The following is a 13,307-nucleotide window of genomic DNA, read 5'->3' on the forward strand; positions in this document are numbered from 1 at the left end:
TCGGCCTCGACACCACCATCGGCGCCGACGACAACTTCTTCGACCTCGGCGGCAACAGCCTCGTCGCCACCCGCGCCACCGCCGCCGCCCACGCCGACCGTGACTCCGACGCCGACCACGCCGCCGGGGACCACCACGTGGCAACGGCCCACGACCACTCCGCGCACCACCACGACCACGCCCAACGGTCTGGAACCGGTGCCCGGATTGCCGCTGCCGCCGGGCCTGCAGTTCTCCTAGTCACCGACTCCGTGATGATTTCGTAGCGAAACTCACGCCGTTGTGCCCTAAAGTGATGCGCTGACCGGTCGTTCCGGACGTCGCACCGGGCGAGCGGTCTGTTTGATGGTCGAGGGCTGTTGCCACCCAATGGTTTACCGCCCACGGGTGGCCGGCACGTATGTGCCTGACGAAGGGACTCCATGCGCAAGTTGGCGGCGCGTCGCGCCACGGTCGGACGCGCCTCGGTGGCACGCTCGTCGGTGAAAACTGCTGCTGTCGCCCTCGCTTCGACTCTGCTTCTCGGCCCGTGGATCGCCACATCGCCCGCGCTCGCCGATCCGGCGCCGGCCCAGTCGGCGGCCGACACGCTGCCGCCCGAACTGGTGCAGGCCATCGGCCGCGATCTGAAGATGTCGCCCGCGGAGTATCTGGACCGTGCCGCCCGTGCCCAGCAGTTGCGCGACTACGCCCGCGAATTCCGCTCCTCACACCCGCAGGCTTTCGCCGGGGCGTGGCTCGGCGCCGACGGCAAGCCGGTGATGGCGGTGACCTCGCTCGACGCCGCGCGCATCGCCAACTCCGCCGGATATCAGACTCGCCTGGCGCCGATTTCGGCCGACAATCTGGAGAGCTCGCTCGACCAGCTGGTCAAGTGGATCGGCGGGCTGCCGCGGGAACTGTCGGCCGGGATCAATTCGGTCGCCATCGATTTCCTGAACAGCCAGCTGGTGCTGAGCGTCGCGAACACCCCGGCCGGTCACCTGCTGAACCTTCCGACCCTGATCGCCAACGTCAAGGTCGTGCTCTCGCCCGACGGCGGCGGCCCGGTCGAGCACCGACCGATGGCGGGCGACACCTACATCAGCGCTCCTACCTCCCTCGACGATTCCGCGCTGAAGTCGGTGGACGTCTGCTCCTTCGGCTTCAACAGCATCGACGCCGCCGGGAACGCGCTGAATATCAGTGCCGGACACTGTGATCCGAACGTGGGCAAGGGCAACTCCGAGGCCGGGGTCTACCTGCCGAACGTGCGCAACCTGAAGGCCAGCCCACAGTTCGGCACCTTCGTGAAGGCGCAGCTGGGCGGCAGCACCGGACTGGACTACTCGGTGATCAAGCTCAACGAGCGGGCGATCACCGCCGGCATGGACCAGCCCTCGGTGCGCGGCGGCAACGGCACCACCCTCACGCTGACCGGAACCGCCGAACCGATCACCGGCGCCCCGATCTGCAAGTCGGGGCAGTCGTCCACCTTCACCTGCGGGTTCGTGGTGGCCGACCGGGTCGAGACGGCGCTGTTCACCGCCGAGGGCGACTCGAAGACCGTGCGCGGCTTCGCCAGCTCGGCGTGCACGCTCGGTGGCGACAGCGGTGGGGCGATCGTCTCGGGCACTCTCGCCCTGGGCATCACCAGCGGTTCCAACGCCGCCGACGCACCCGATTGCAAGGCCGCCAACATGGATCTGGCGCAGTACGGCGGCACCGCCACGCTGGGCATCCCGATCCGGCAGATCCTCAGCGATATCGACGCCAATTCCGGTGGCGGCCTGGGCGCCGGCATCACGGTGCGTACGCGCCCGAACGCGGGCTGACGATCCTTCCACTGCGCCGAGGGGCACGTCCGCCGGAGCGGACGTGCCCCTCGGCGCGATACGGACCGGGTGAACAGCGGGTATCGATTTCCGGTATGCCCGGTGTGAGTTCGGCCAAAGTCCGCGACAAGTAGGCATAGCCGCGCAAACCCCATATAGTCGCCTCATGCTCCTGCCACGCATCCGACTTTCGTCCGCCGCGGGACGTGCCCCGCGCACCCGCCTCCGCAGCGCGGCCGTCGCCGCCTCGGCGGCGGTTCTGGTTCTCGGGCCGCTCGCGGCGACCTCGTCCGCGGACCCCGCGCCCGCCCCGGCCCCGAACCTGCCTGCCGATCTCGTCGCGGCCGTGCAGCGCGACCTGAAGATCTCGCCGGAGGAGTACCTGCACCGCGCCGATGTGGCGCAGCACGTGGCGGCCTTCACGGCCACCGCGCAGCGTCAGTTCCCGCAGGCGTTCGCGGGCGCGTGGCTCGATGACGCCGGCAAGGCCGTGGTGGCGCTGGCCCCGGGCCAGGGCCTCGACGAGGCGAAGAAGGCCGCTCAGGACGCCGGATTCGGCGTGAAGGACGTGGCCAAGAGCCAGACCGTGCTGCGCAGCGAGAAGAACGCCTTCCAGCAGTGGCTCTCGGGCCAGCCCGAGGCCGTCGTGCAGGCCGTGCGCGGCGTCGTGATCGATACCGTCAACAACAGCATCGCGGTGCGCGTGGACAAGGCCGGCGTGCCGATGCCGGGCTTCGTCGACCCGGCGCACGTGATCGTGATGGCCGCTCCCCCGGTCGGCCCGCCGGAGTCCGACGCGCAGGTGAAGCCGGTTGCCGGTGAGCAGCCCAACGCTCCCCGCGCCGGCGGAGACGCCTACGCCTCGGTGGCCGGCAAGATGCAGCTGGTCTGCTCCACCGGCTTCAACGGTGAGGACCGCAACGGCAACCCGGTGAACATCACTGCCGGACACTGCGATCCGAACATTCCGGCCGCCGGTACCGCGAACGCGCCGGGCATGTTCGAGCTGCTGCCGGGCAACCACATCGGCGCCCAGCTGGGCTCGTTCCAGAAGTCGATCCTGGGCAACCAGGACTACTCGATCGTCTCGATCGATGGCGGCAGCCGGGATCGCTTCGCCAACAACCTGGTCCGGGTCCCCGGTGCCGCGCCGATCGCGATCACCGGTGTGGCCGATCCCGTCGTCGGCGCCCCGGTCTGCAAGTCGGGTTCGCGCACCGGCTTCAGCTGCGGCGTGGTCAACGCCGTGGATCAGACCGTGCAGGTCGGTGACCGTGACCTGACCCAGGCCTTCTCGGCGAACATCTGTGCGCTGCCGGGTGATTCGGGCGGCCCGATCGTCACCGGCACCATGGCCCTGGGCATCTCCAGCGCCTCCTCGGTGGCCGACTACCCGATCTGCGAGATCCCGAACCTGATCGGCGCCCTGACCGGTGACGCGCCCCAGCTGTTCGCGCAGCCGGTGAACCAGGTGCTCTCCGACAACCCGGGTCTGCGGGTTCGCACCAACTGAGCGCTTCGAGCATCGTCGAAGGCCCGGCAGCAATGCCGGGCTTTCGTCGTATCCGGGGCGGGAACCGGTGTGCCCCGAGCATTCGGGGCAGCGCAATTCGGGGATCCTTCTCCGCGCTGCCGGATGGAAGGATCGCACGCATGTTCACAACGAAGCTTTTCGCCGCCGGTTTGCTCTGCGCCACTTCACTTCTCGTCGCCGCCCCCATCGCATCGGCGACGACCGCCACGCCGGTAGCCGCGTCCGATACCGCCGGTCTGTCTTCCGGCAGCAGCCAGATCAACCTCGGCTGCCTGCTGGACACCCTGTCGGGCGGCGGACGGACCGCCGACTGCAATCCGCCCACCATCCCGGTCGGCTGATCGCCACGAGGAGGCGCCTCGTCGGCAGCACCGAGCCCACTGTGGCTCGCGCCGACGGGGCGCCTTCGCGCGCCGGTGACGAGGCTCGGTGGCCGCGGCCGCGATAGTGCCGGCACAGCGGCTGGGGCATGCTGGAGTTATGTGTCTGGTGTTGATCGGGTGGCGCGCGCATCCGGAGTATCGGCTGATCGTGGCGGGCAATCGCGACGAGTTCTACACGCGCCCAACCGAATCGATGCGCTGGTGGCCGGAGCGGCCGAACCTGCTGGCCGGGCGTGATCTCGGAGCTCCGGACGGCGTGCCGGGCACCTGGCTTGGGATCGTCCCCGAGGCCGGCCGGTTCGCGACCGTCACCAATGTGCGCGGCCCGAACGAGAGGCGCACCGATGCCCGCTCCCGCGGCGCCCTGCTGATGGACTATCTGACCGCCTCCACGGCCCCGGAGAAGTTCGTTCGTACCACCGCGGCCGATCTGGACGACTACAACGGCTACAACCTGGTGGTCTCCGATCTGGAGACGCTGTGGTGGCAGAGCAATCGCAGCGAGGCCACTCCGCTGGCCCTCCCGCCGGGAGTACACGGGCTGTCCAATGCCGCCCTCCTCGGTTCGACCCTTCCCGGTTCCGAACGGACGGCAGGCATCGCGGATGGTCGGACCGCGGAGAGCGGGGGCACCGGAGACGGCACCGTGCACACCGACAGCGGTGCCACAGCGTGGCCGAAGGTGCGCGACGGCGTGCGCGCGCTGAGCGCGATAGTCGGTTCGCCCGCTGTCGAGGACTACTTCGACGTCCTGGCCGACCGCGCCATCGCACCCGACGCCGAACTACCGCACACCGGATTGTCGCCGGATCAGGAACGCTCGGTATCGGCCCGCTTCGTCGCCAACGACTGGCACGGAACCCGCTGCAGCACAGTCCTCCTGGTCCGCGAGGACGGACGTTTCGAGATCGCCGAACGGTCCTTCGCCGAATTCGGCACACCGCTCGGCGAGGTGAGCTACACCGGGCGGCTGCGGTTCGCGGACTGACCGCCACAACGACAACGGCCCGCCTTCCGTGCGGAAGACGGGCCGTACACGTCCAGGAGCCGGCCGATGACCGGCTCTGCGCCGCGAACTACTTCGGCTGGTTGGCCTGCTGCGCCTGGCCGCTGGCCGCCGCCATGGCCGCATCCGACCACTGGGTGGTGCCGTCGGCAGCCTGCATGGTGTTGACGAGCTCGACGCCCGCCGCGACCAGAGCAGGGCCGCCCACCGCGACGGTGCCCACGATGCCGCCGACGCCGGCGCCGGTCACCAGACCCGGGATGCAGCCGGCGACGATCGTCACGACACAACCGATCGCGGCGCCGATGGCGGTACCGACGAAACCACCGATCGCGGTCGCCAGACCGAACTTGGTGGCGAAGTCGCTCATCGCGCGCTGGTTCTCGATCGGCGAGGCGACATCCTTGGCGACCAGAACCGGCTTATCGGCCTGGATCGGCGCCTGCTGGTCGACCTTCGTGTCCGCGACCGCGGCCACGGGGGCGGCGGCGACCGGCTTGGTCAGGTCGACGTTGGCGGGCTTGTCCGGCGTCAGCTCGAGTACCGTGCCGTTGTCTTTGAGCACCGGCTTGATCGGAATCTGAACGCCCGCGATCCGGTAGTCGATCGGCATCTCCAGGGCGACATTGCCGGCCTGGTCCTTGATGTCGACGACCTGCTGCTTCTGGTCGGGAGTCGCGCCGTGCTTCTCCACGAGCTCGAACGTGCCGTTCTTGAGCTTGGTGACGACAGTCTTGTCGACCAGTTTGGTGGAGTAGTCGATCCCCGGCTTGGCGTCGGCGGCCGGGGCCGGGGCCGGGGCAGGGTCGGCGTTGGCAGTTCCCAACGCCACGGTCATTGCGCCGATGACCATAGCGGCGACCGCAGTACCTCTGCGGAGCTTCATTCGGTTTCCAATCCGTCATCAGGGTTTGCCGCACGCAACTTCTCCGCGAGAGCCCACGCATCCATCAGGCCATCAACCCCGACTTCAAACCTGACGGACCTCCCCGAGCAGTGTGAAGGTGCACACAGCAAGCAGGACGAGGTGAGCTTAGTCGAATACCCCGACCGAAAGCGAGAATTGTTATGTGCCCTAACAATTAACGCGGAATTCCACAACGGTTCGCCTTCGCGGCGAGTAAGCCTGTCCTGGCTTGAGCACCGGATTTGCCGGGATTTACCGTGTCAGACGACCGCGCCCACGCCAAAACCGCAGGACAACACGTGAGAACGGTCACACCCCCAGTACGGTTGGACCCCACAACCTGGGATAGACCACTCGTGCATCATACGATGGACAGATAAGTTACCGGCGGGTAACTTACTGCCCGTTACGATACGAGCAACCGACGGCGACCCCAGCCCGGTCGCCGGAATGCTCGTGGAACCGAAGGAAGGTCGCGACATGAATGCCCTGACAGTGACGCTGGGCACGATTGGAGCGGTGCTCAGCCTGGTGTGCTGGGCGTCGTTCATCGGCGGCGCGTGGAAGATCTTCAGCGCGATCAGGGTCGGTCAGCCGGCACCCGATCGTTGGCGGCCGTTCTTCCCACGCCTCAAGACGATGCTGGTCGAGTTCATCGCCCATACCCGCATGAACAAGTTCCGCACCGTCGGCTGGGCGCACTGGCTGGTGATGATCGGCTTCATCACCGGCGCCATCCTCTGGTTCGAGGCGTACGGGCAGACGTTCGACCCCGAATTCCATTGGCCGATCATCGGCAACTGGGGTGTGTACCACTTCTGGGACGAGCTGATGGGCATCGGAACGGTGGTCGGCATCCTGACGCTGATCACCATTCGCCAGCTCAATCACCCGCGGATCCCGCAGCGCCTCTCGCGCTTCAGCGGTTCGAAGTTCGGGCCCGCCTATGTGATCGAAGCGATCGTGCTGATGGAAGGCCTCGGCATGATCTTCGTCAAGGCCGGCAAGATCGCGCTGAACGGCGAGGGCAACCCCGCGACCGACTTCTTCACGATGCGGGTCGCCGAATTGCTGCCCGCCAACGCGACGATGGTGTCGATCTTCGCCTTCATCAAGCTGATGTCGGGTATGGCATTCCTCTATTACGTCGGTCGCAACATCACCTGGGGTGTGGCGTGGCACCGGTTCTCCGCCTTCTTCAACATCTACTTCAAGCGTGAGGACGACGGCGGCGTCGCCCTGGGTGCGGCCAAGCCGATGATGTCCAAGGGCCGCGCCCTGGATATGGAGAACGTCGACCCCGATACCGACACCCTCGGCGCCGGGCGGATCGAGGACTTCTCCTGGAAGGGCTGGCTGGACTTCACCACCTGCACCGAATGCGGTCGCTGCCAGAGCCAGTGCCCGGCGTGGAACACCGGTAAACCGCTCTCGCCGAAGCTGCTGATCATGTCGCTGCGCGACCACGGTGCGGCCAAGGCGCCCTACCTGCTCGCCGGTGGCCGTAAGGATATGGGCGGCGACGAGGTCGGCCTGGTCGACGCCGAGGGCAAGCCGAACGAGGCCGCGCTGGCGAAGATCTCGGAGGCGGCCAAGGCCGAGGCCGAGCGTCCGCTGGTCGGTGGCGAGGATGTCAACGGCATCATCGACCCCGAGGTGCTGTGGTCCTGCACCACCTGTGGCGCCTGTGTCGAGCAGTGCCCGGTGGATATCGAGCACGTCGACCACATCATCGATATGCGTCGCTACCAGGTTCTGATCGAATCGGAATTCCCCTCCGAGCTGGCCGGTCTGTTCAAGAATCTGGAGAACAAGGGCAACCCCTGGGGCCAGAACGCCAAGGATCGCTTGAACTGGATGTCGGAGCTGGACTTCGATATTCCGGTATTCGGCCAGGACGCCGAGAGTTTCGACGGATACGAATATCTGTTCTGGGTCGGCTGTGCCGGTGCCTACGAGGACCGTGCCAAGAAGACCACCAAGGCCGTCGCCGAACTGCTCGCCACGGCCGGCGTGAAATTCATGGTGCTGGGTGCGGAGGAAACCTGTACCGGTGACTCGGCTCGCCGCGCGGGTAACGAATTCCTGTTCCAGCAGTTGGCGATGCAGAACATCGAGACGCTGAATTCGGTCTTCGAGGGCGTGGAGCCGTCGAAGAAGAAGATCGTCGTCACCTGTGCGCACTGCTTCAACGCGCTCAACAACGAGTATCCGCAGGTGGGCGGCACCTACGAGGTCGTGCACCACACGCAGCTGCTGAACCGGCTGGTGCGGCAGCGCAAGCTCGTTCAGGTGAAGCCGGTGTCGGAGAAGGTCACCTATCACGACCCCTGCTACCTGGGCCGGCACAACAAGATCTACAACGCGCCGCGTGAGCTGATGGCCGCCTCCGGTGCGAAGGTCAGCGAGATGCCGCGCCACGGCGAGCGTTCGATGTGCTGTGGCGCCGGTGGTGCCCGCATGTGGATGGAGGAACAACTCGGAAAGCGAGTCAACCTCGACCGGACCGACGAGGCGCTGGCCACCCTGGACGGCGGTAACTCGCCGTCGCTGATCGCCACCGGCTGCCCCTTCTGCCGCGTGATGCTCACCGACGGTGTGACCGCGCGCAAGGATTCCGGCGGGGTCGGCCAGGGCGTCGAGGTCGTGGACGTGGCGCAGCTGATGCTGCAGTCGATCGACCGGGTCGAGCCCGCGGCGCTGTCGGAGAACCTGAAGGTGGTCCAGCAGCCCAAGGCTCCCGAACCGGTCGCCGAAGCCGCGGCCGCACCGGCCGCCGTTGCCGAAGCCGCGGTCACCGAGGCGGAGGCGCCTGCCGAGCAGGCCGCCCCGGCCGCCGGTAAGGGCCTGGCGATGAAGGGTGGCGGTAAGGCACCCGGCGGCAAGGGCCTGGCCATGAAGGGCGCGGCGAAAGCACCGGGCGCCAAGGCGACTCCGGAGCCCGAGGCCGCCGAGGCGAGCGCGGAAGCGCCCGCCGCCAAGCCGGGTGGTCTGGCCATGAAGGGCGCCGCGAAGGCACCCGGCGGCAAGGGCCTGGCCATGAAGGGCGCGGCGAAAGCACCGGGCGCCAAGGCAACTCCGAAGCCCGCCGAGGCCCCCGCGGCAGAGGCGTCCGCAGCCGAGGCTCCGGCAGCCGAGAGCGCCGAGGCTCCGGCGGCACCGACCGCCAAGCCCGGCGGCCTGGCCATGAAGGGTGCCGCGAAGGCACCCGGCGGCAAGGGCCTCGCCATGAAGGGCAAGGCGAAGGCTCCGGGCGCCAAGCCCGCGAGCGAAGCCCCGGCCGAGGCGCCCGCTTCGGAGGCGCCCGCGGAACCGGCCGAGTCGGCTCCGACCGCCACGTCCACCGGCCCCACCGAAACCAAACCGACGGTGGCGCCGAAGGGTCTGGCGATGAAGTCCGGCTTCAAGCGCCCCGGCCCCAAGGCCCCGGGCACCGCCGCGCCCGCCGCTTCCGAATCCGCCCCGGCGGCAAAGGAATCCGGTAACGGCGCGGCACCGGCCGAAGCGGCCGGCGGCGAAGCAGCCGAGACCGAGGCTCCGGCGACCGAGTCGGCTCCCGCACCGGAGGCACCGGCGGCCTCTACCGAATCCGCCGACAGCGGCAACGGTGAGGTCCAGCCTCCGACCGCCAAGCCGGGTGGCCTGGGCTTCAAGTCCGGAGCGAAGGCCCCGGGCCGCAAGAAGTAGTTCGCCTCACCGCACGGGGGCGCTGCCGACACCGGCAGCGCCCCCGTGTCGTTTCCGGCACTACCGGCCTGCGAATCGGAGCATCCACGGATAGCGGCGGGTTCGCCGCAACGCCGAAGGCCGGCCGCTGCGCGAGCGACCGGCCTTCGATGGTGTGTAACTCCTAGTTGCCCGCGGAGTCCTTGGCCCACTTGCTGGTTCCCGGGGCGGCCTGCAGGGTGTTGATCAGGTCCATACCCGCGATGCCGAGTGCGGGGCCACCGACGGCGATGGTGCCGAGGATGCCGCCGACGCCGGCGCCGGCGATCGCGGCGGGGATGCAGCCCACGCCGAGCAGCGGCAGGCCCAGGATGCAGCCGGTGATTCCGCCGACCACGACGCCGATCGCGGTGCCGACGAATCCGCCCACGGCCGTGGCGAGTCCGAACTGGGTGGAGAAGTCGTTCATCGCGCGCTGGTTCTCGAGCGGCGACGCGATCGACTGGACGGTGACAGGATGGTCGGTGGTCATCGTCTTCTGCGGCGTCAGTTCGAGGACGGTGCCGTCGTTCTTCACCACCGGCTTCACCGGAACGGCGACATCGTCGACGCGCACATCGGTGGGCAGCGAAACCACGGTGGCGCCGTGGGAATCGGTGACGGAGTACGACTTCTCGTCCTGCGCCAGCCGGAAGGTCCCCCCTTGCAAGGTCGTCACGACCGTCTTGTCCACGAGTTTGACCGAGTACCTGATCCCGGTCTGCTCCGGCGTGGGAGCCGGGTCGGCGTGGGCGGTGGTCAGCCCGGCGGTCAGTGCGCCGATCGTCAGCGCGGAGGCCGCGGTGAGGCTGCGGAGATTCATCGATACTTCCATTCCGTCATCGAATCTCGGCGCCCGCCCCCTCGACGAGCGCCGTCACACCTGCGGGTTTGCGGTGAATTCGCTTCGAGCTCACCACTTTCGGCCACGCAAGCGGGTCGATGTTACGCGCATGCCCACCAGCGGAGGAGCCCCCAGTACTGGGGGCCGTCACAAGGCACTGTGCCGCGAATCGGGTTGCGGCACAGTCGGACCGCGGTCGGCCGGAACCGGACCTACTTGTCGTCGGCCCACTTGGTCGTACCCGGCGCGGCCGACAGGGTGCCGATCATGTCCAATCCGGTGATCGCCAGCGCGGGACCGCCGATCGCGATCGTGCCCAGGATGCCACCGATACCGGCGCCGGCGACCGCGGCCGGAATGCACCCGACACCCAGCAGCGGCAAACCCAGGATGCAGCCGGTGACACCGCCGATGATGGCGCCGACAGCGGTACCCAGGAAGGTGCCGACGGCGGTCGCGACGCCGAAATTGGTTTCGAAGTCGTTCATCGCGCGATGGTTCTCCAGCGGCGAGGCGATCGGTTGTACGGTGACCGGCTTGTCGACGGTGACGGTGCGCTGCGGCGTCAACTCGAGGACGGTGCCGTCGTTCTTGACCACCGGTGTCACCGGCACCTCGGTCCCGGCGACGCGCACCTCGGTCGGCAGTGAGACCGCGGTGGCGCCGTGGGGATCGGTGATGGCGTAGGACTTGCCGTCCGCGGCGATCCGGAAGGTGCCGCCCTGCAGGGTGGTCACCACGGTCTTGTCGACGAGTCTCATGGAGTACTTGATCGCCGCCGGTTGGGGTGCGGCGGCCGGTTCGGCGTGCGCGGCCGTGGTTCCGGCGGTGACGGCGCCGACGACCAGTGCGGATATCGCGGTAAGGCGCTGGAGCTTCATCCGGCAATCTTAAACGTCAACATGTCACAAATGGGTCAAATCTGAAGAAGGACTGTTCCGGATGTGATTGTATCCACGTTCCGAATCCGGGTCCGCCCCCGACAGGCAACGAGGCGGACCCGGATCGGCAGCGGCGAGGACCGGTCTGCGGGTTCAGTCCTCGCCGCCTCTTCCCACCGCCAGCGCCGTCGTGACGACTATCGAAAGGGGTGGAAGTTCCAGGTCGGGCCCCGGCGGCACGATCCAGTGACAACCCTCGCGGGTCCATCGACCCAGGCTGGTGGGCATCATGGTCTCGCCGCCGTCGGCCGGGATGCCGATATCGAGACGCTGCAGAATCTCCGCGATCTGCCCACCGGGCCGGCTGTCGGGAAATACGAGAAAGCTCCAGCGCGCGCGCCGGGCCAGCACCGGCCCGCACCCGCCGTGTTCGGTCAGCGATCGGCACACCGCTTCGGCGCGGTCGGCCGGCAGATGCACGACACCGACGGCGCCGGTCACCGGCAGCGTGACGAATCCCCCACGCTGGATACATGTCAGACCGGCGTGATGCCGATAGAACATCACCCAATCGTCGGCGGTTCTGAGCTTCTCGACGTTCACAGTTTCCCGACCTTCACGGCGACTCTCTCGATATCTTCAAGGCTCCCGCCACTGCGACGTCCCCGAAACGCCCCCACACGCGCCCTGCACTGCCCTTTCACTGCCCAAACCGCCGGGACCAGCCAATTCCCCTGTACCAGCTCGGTTTCGGTTGTGGCCGTGATCACCGTCCGCTCGTACTCTGGAGACCAGTTCGCGCGGAAGGGATGACATCGTGGTCCGGCAGTGGTCAGGTAAGGAAGCCCGCGCCCTCCGCGATGCCAAACGCATGAGCATCAGGGAGTTCGCGGCCCATCTCGGTGTACACGAACGCCTGGTGTCGAAATGGGAGGCTGGCGGTGCCCGGGTGCATCCGCGCCCGGTCAACCAGGCCGCGCTGGACACATCACTCGCCAGGTCCGACGAAGTCGTGCGGGCACGGTTCGCGGCCATGATCGATCAGCCCGTCATCGATCGGCCGGAACCGGAATTCGAGGTGCGTCAAGGTCATTCGACGCGCAGCAAGTATTCGAGCGACGCGGAACTTTTGGCACTCGTAGACGCAGGTGCGATGAGAGGTGATGCGTTAGCCGAGATTTCGGAGAGGGATCTGATCATGGCGGCTGCCCACGAAGCCAGCGAGCACGCCGGTCGCGCCGAGGCGAGTAACGTCGGCGCCTCCGCGCTGGAACAGCTCGACGCCGATGCCACCCGCATCGCCAGAGAGTATGTCCACGTGCCGCCGGTTCCGATGATGGTGGAGATGCTGCGGGTGCGCCGGCGGGTGTACCGGCTGCTCGAAGGCCACCAGAAGCCCGCGGACACAAGCCATTTGTATCTGCTGGCCGGAACGCTGTCGGGTCTGCTGGCCAACGCCAGTACCGATCTCGGACATCTCGACGCCGCCGGAGAACAGGCCCGTGCGGCCTGGGCCTATGCGGAACTGTGCGGCCACAACGGATTACGCGCGTGGACGCGCGGCATGCAGGCGCTGATCGAATACTGGTCCGAGCGGCCGCGCCGGGCGGTGGCACTCGCGCAGAACGGTCAGCAGTACGCCGACTCGGTGACCGCGAAGGTCCGGCTGCACAACATCGAGGCGCGCATCTGGTCCAAACTCGGCAGCGCCGCGGACGCCGAACGCTGCATCCGCGCCGCCGAGGCCGCACGCGCGGGCACCGGCACCGACGAACTGCACGACGAGACCGGCGGTGTCTTCGGCTTCCCGGAGGCCAAGAGTCATTACTACGCCGGCGCCACCTACATCCATCTCGGCCAGGCCGAACCGGCCCTGGCCGAAACCCAGCGCACCATCGAGTTGTACAGCGGCGGCCCCCGCGAACAGCGGTCGTACGGAGCCGAGGCGCTCGCGCGGGTCGACAACGCGGCGGCCCAGCTGATCAACGGCAGTCTCGACGGCGCCGGCGACGCACTCAGTCCGGTACTCGAACTCTCCGAGGATCGCCGCATCGCCCAACTCGAGGAGCGGCTCACCGGACTGCGCCGTCGCATCGCCACTCCCCGCTTCCGCGACGCGGTCGAGGCGCGCCGTCTGGACGAACGGATCGAGGAGTTCTGCGGCACCACGGTCGCCACCGGGATGCTGCCGGCCAATCCGCCGACCTGAGCGGCGGGCGCGCCGGCCCCGATG

General features: G+C 68.0%; 11 protein-coding genes. 7 read left to right on the forward strand and 4 right to left on the reverse strand.

What is annotated here, in order from left to right; translation table 11 throughout:
* The 5 genes from A5789_RS17820 to A5789_RS17840 form a co-directional block, all read left to right on the forward strand.
* Nucleotides 1–266 (forward strand): phosphopantetheine-binding protein (locus A5789_RS17820; RefSeq protein WP_156773015.1); only part of this gene is annotated, 266 nt, incomplete at its 5' end.
* Between the two features lie 156 nt (nt 267–422).
* Complete coding sequence (locus A5789_RS17825; RefSeq protein ID WP_064903403.1) at nt 423–1,814, forward strand: S1 family peptidase; 1,392 nt, start codon at nt 423–425, stop codon at nt 1,812–1,814.
* Between the two features lie 166 nt (nt 1,815–1,980).
* Entirely contained in the window at nt 1,981–3,327 is a 1,347-nt protein-coding gene (locus A5789_RS17830; RefSeq protein ID WP_063019369.1) for a S1 family peptidase, read from the forward strand.
* A 140-nt stretch (nt 3,328–3,467) separates the two neighbouring features.
* Nucleotides 3,468–3,689 (forward strand): hypothetical protein, encoded by a 222-nt coding sequence (locus A5789_RS17835; RefSeq protein WP_063019371.1) that lies wholly within the window; start codon nt 3,468–3,470, stop codon nt 3,687–3,689.
* Between the two features lie 139 nt (nt 3,690–3,828).
* On the forward strand, nt 3,829–4,719 hold the full coding sequence (locus A5789_RS17840; protein WP_064903401.1) for an NRDE family protein: 891 nt from the start codon (nt 3,829–3,831) through the stop codon (nt 4,717–4,719).
* 88 nt (nt 4,720–4,807) lie between these two features.
* Here the strand turns inward: A5789_RS17840 and A5789_RS17845 are convergent, their stop codons facing one another.
* Nucleotides 4,808–5,575, reverse strand: coding sequence for a hypothetical protein (locus A5789_RS17845; protein ID WP_227463074.1), 768 nt, complete (start codon nt 5,573–5,575; stop codon nt 4,808–4,810).
* Between the two features lie 549 nt (nt 5,576–6,124).
* On the opposite strand from A5789_RS17845, the gene A5789_RS17850 reads away from it, so the two are divergent.
* Nucleotides 6,125–9,331: a (Fe-S)-binding protein gene (locus A5789_RS17850; RefSeq protein WP_064903405.1), complete on the forward strand. Its 3,207-nt coding sequence runs from the start codon at nt 6,125–6,127 to the stop codon at nt 9,329–9,331.
* Between the two features lie 163 nt (nt 9,332–9,494).
* On the opposite strand, the gene A5789_RS17855 is transcribed toward A5789_RS17850, so the two are convergent.
* The 3 genes from A5789_RS17855 to A5789_RS17865 form a co-directional block, all read right to left on the reverse strand.
* Complete coding sequence (locus A5789_RS17855; RefSeq protein ID WP_030514312.1) at nt 9,495–10,172, reverse strand: hypothetical protein; 678 nt, start codon at nt 10,170–10,172, stop codon at nt 9,495–9,497.
* Between the two features lie 233 nt (nt 10,173–10,405).
* Nucleotides 10,406–11,074: a hypothetical protein gene (locus tag A5789_RS17860; protein ID WP_064903399.1), complete on the reverse strand. Its 669-nt coding sequence runs from the start codon at nt 11,072–11,074 to the stop codon at nt 10,406–10,408.
* A 153-nt stretch (nt 11,075–11,227) separates the two neighbouring features.
* Nucleotides 11,228–11,677 carry a hypothetical protein gene (locus tag A5789_RS17865; RefSeq protein WP_064903397.1) on the reverse strand — a complete coding sequence of 150 codons (450 nt, stop codon included), beginning with the start codon at nt 11,675–11,677 and terminating at the stop codon, nt 11,228–11,230.
* A gap of 595 nt (nt 11,678–12,272) precedes the next feature.
* Between A5789_RS17865 and A5789_RS17870 the strand changes: the two genes are divergently transcribed.
* Nucleotides 12,273–13,283 (forward strand): XRE family transcriptional regulator, encoded by a 1,011-nt coding sequence (locus A5789_RS17870; protein ID WP_231956649.1) that lies wholly within the window; start codon nt 12,273–12,275, stop codon nt 13,281–13,283.
* Nucleotides 13,284–13,307 lie beyond the last annotated feature (24 nt).

The organism is Nocardia sp. 852002-51101_SCH5132738 (assembly GCF_001665695.1).
Lineage (GTDB): Bacteria > Actinomycetota > Actinomycetes > Mycobacteriales > Mycobacteriaceae > Nocardia > Nocardia nova.

Excerpts from the sequence above, each read along its gene's own strand:
- A5789_RS17825 (WP_064903403.1), top strand. The coding sequence starts at position 423 with ATGCGCAAGTTGGCGGCGCGTCGCGCCACGGTCGGACGCGCCTCGGTG.
- A5789_RS17830 (WP_063019369.1), top strand. The coding sequence starts at position 1,981 with ATGCTCCTGCCACGCATCCGACTTTCGTCCGCCGCGGGACGTGCCCCG.
- A5789_RS17835 (WP_063019371.1), top strand. The coding sequence starts at position 3,468 with ATGTTCACAACGAAGCTTTTCGCCGCCGGTTTGCTCTGCGCCACTTCA.
- A5789_RS17840 (WP_064903401.1), top strand. The coding sequence starts at position 3,829 with ATGTGTCTGGTGTTGATCGGGTGGCGCGCGCATCCGGAGTATCGGCTG.
- A5789_RS17845 (WP_227463074.1), bottom strand. The coding sequence starts at position 5,575 with ATGACCGTGGCGTTGGGAACTGCCAACGCCGACCCTGCCCCGGCCCCG.
- A5789_RS17850 (WP_064903405.1), top strand. The coding sequence starts at position 6,125 with ATGAATGCCCTGACAGTGACGCTGGGCACGATTGGAGCGGTGCTCAGC.
- A5789_RS17855 (WP_030514312.1), bottom strand. The coding sequence starts at position 10,172 with ATGAATCTCCGCAGCCTCACCGCGGCCTCCGCGCTGACGATCGGCGCA.
- A5789_RS17860 (WP_064903399.1), bottom strand. The coding sequence starts at position 11,074 with ATGAAGCTCCAGCGCCTTACCGCGATATCCGCACTGGTCGTCGGCGCC.
- A5789_RS17870 (WP_231956649.1), top strand. The coding sequence starts at position 12,273 with ATGGCGGCTGCCCACGAAGCCAGCGAGCACGCCGGTCGCGCCGAGGCG.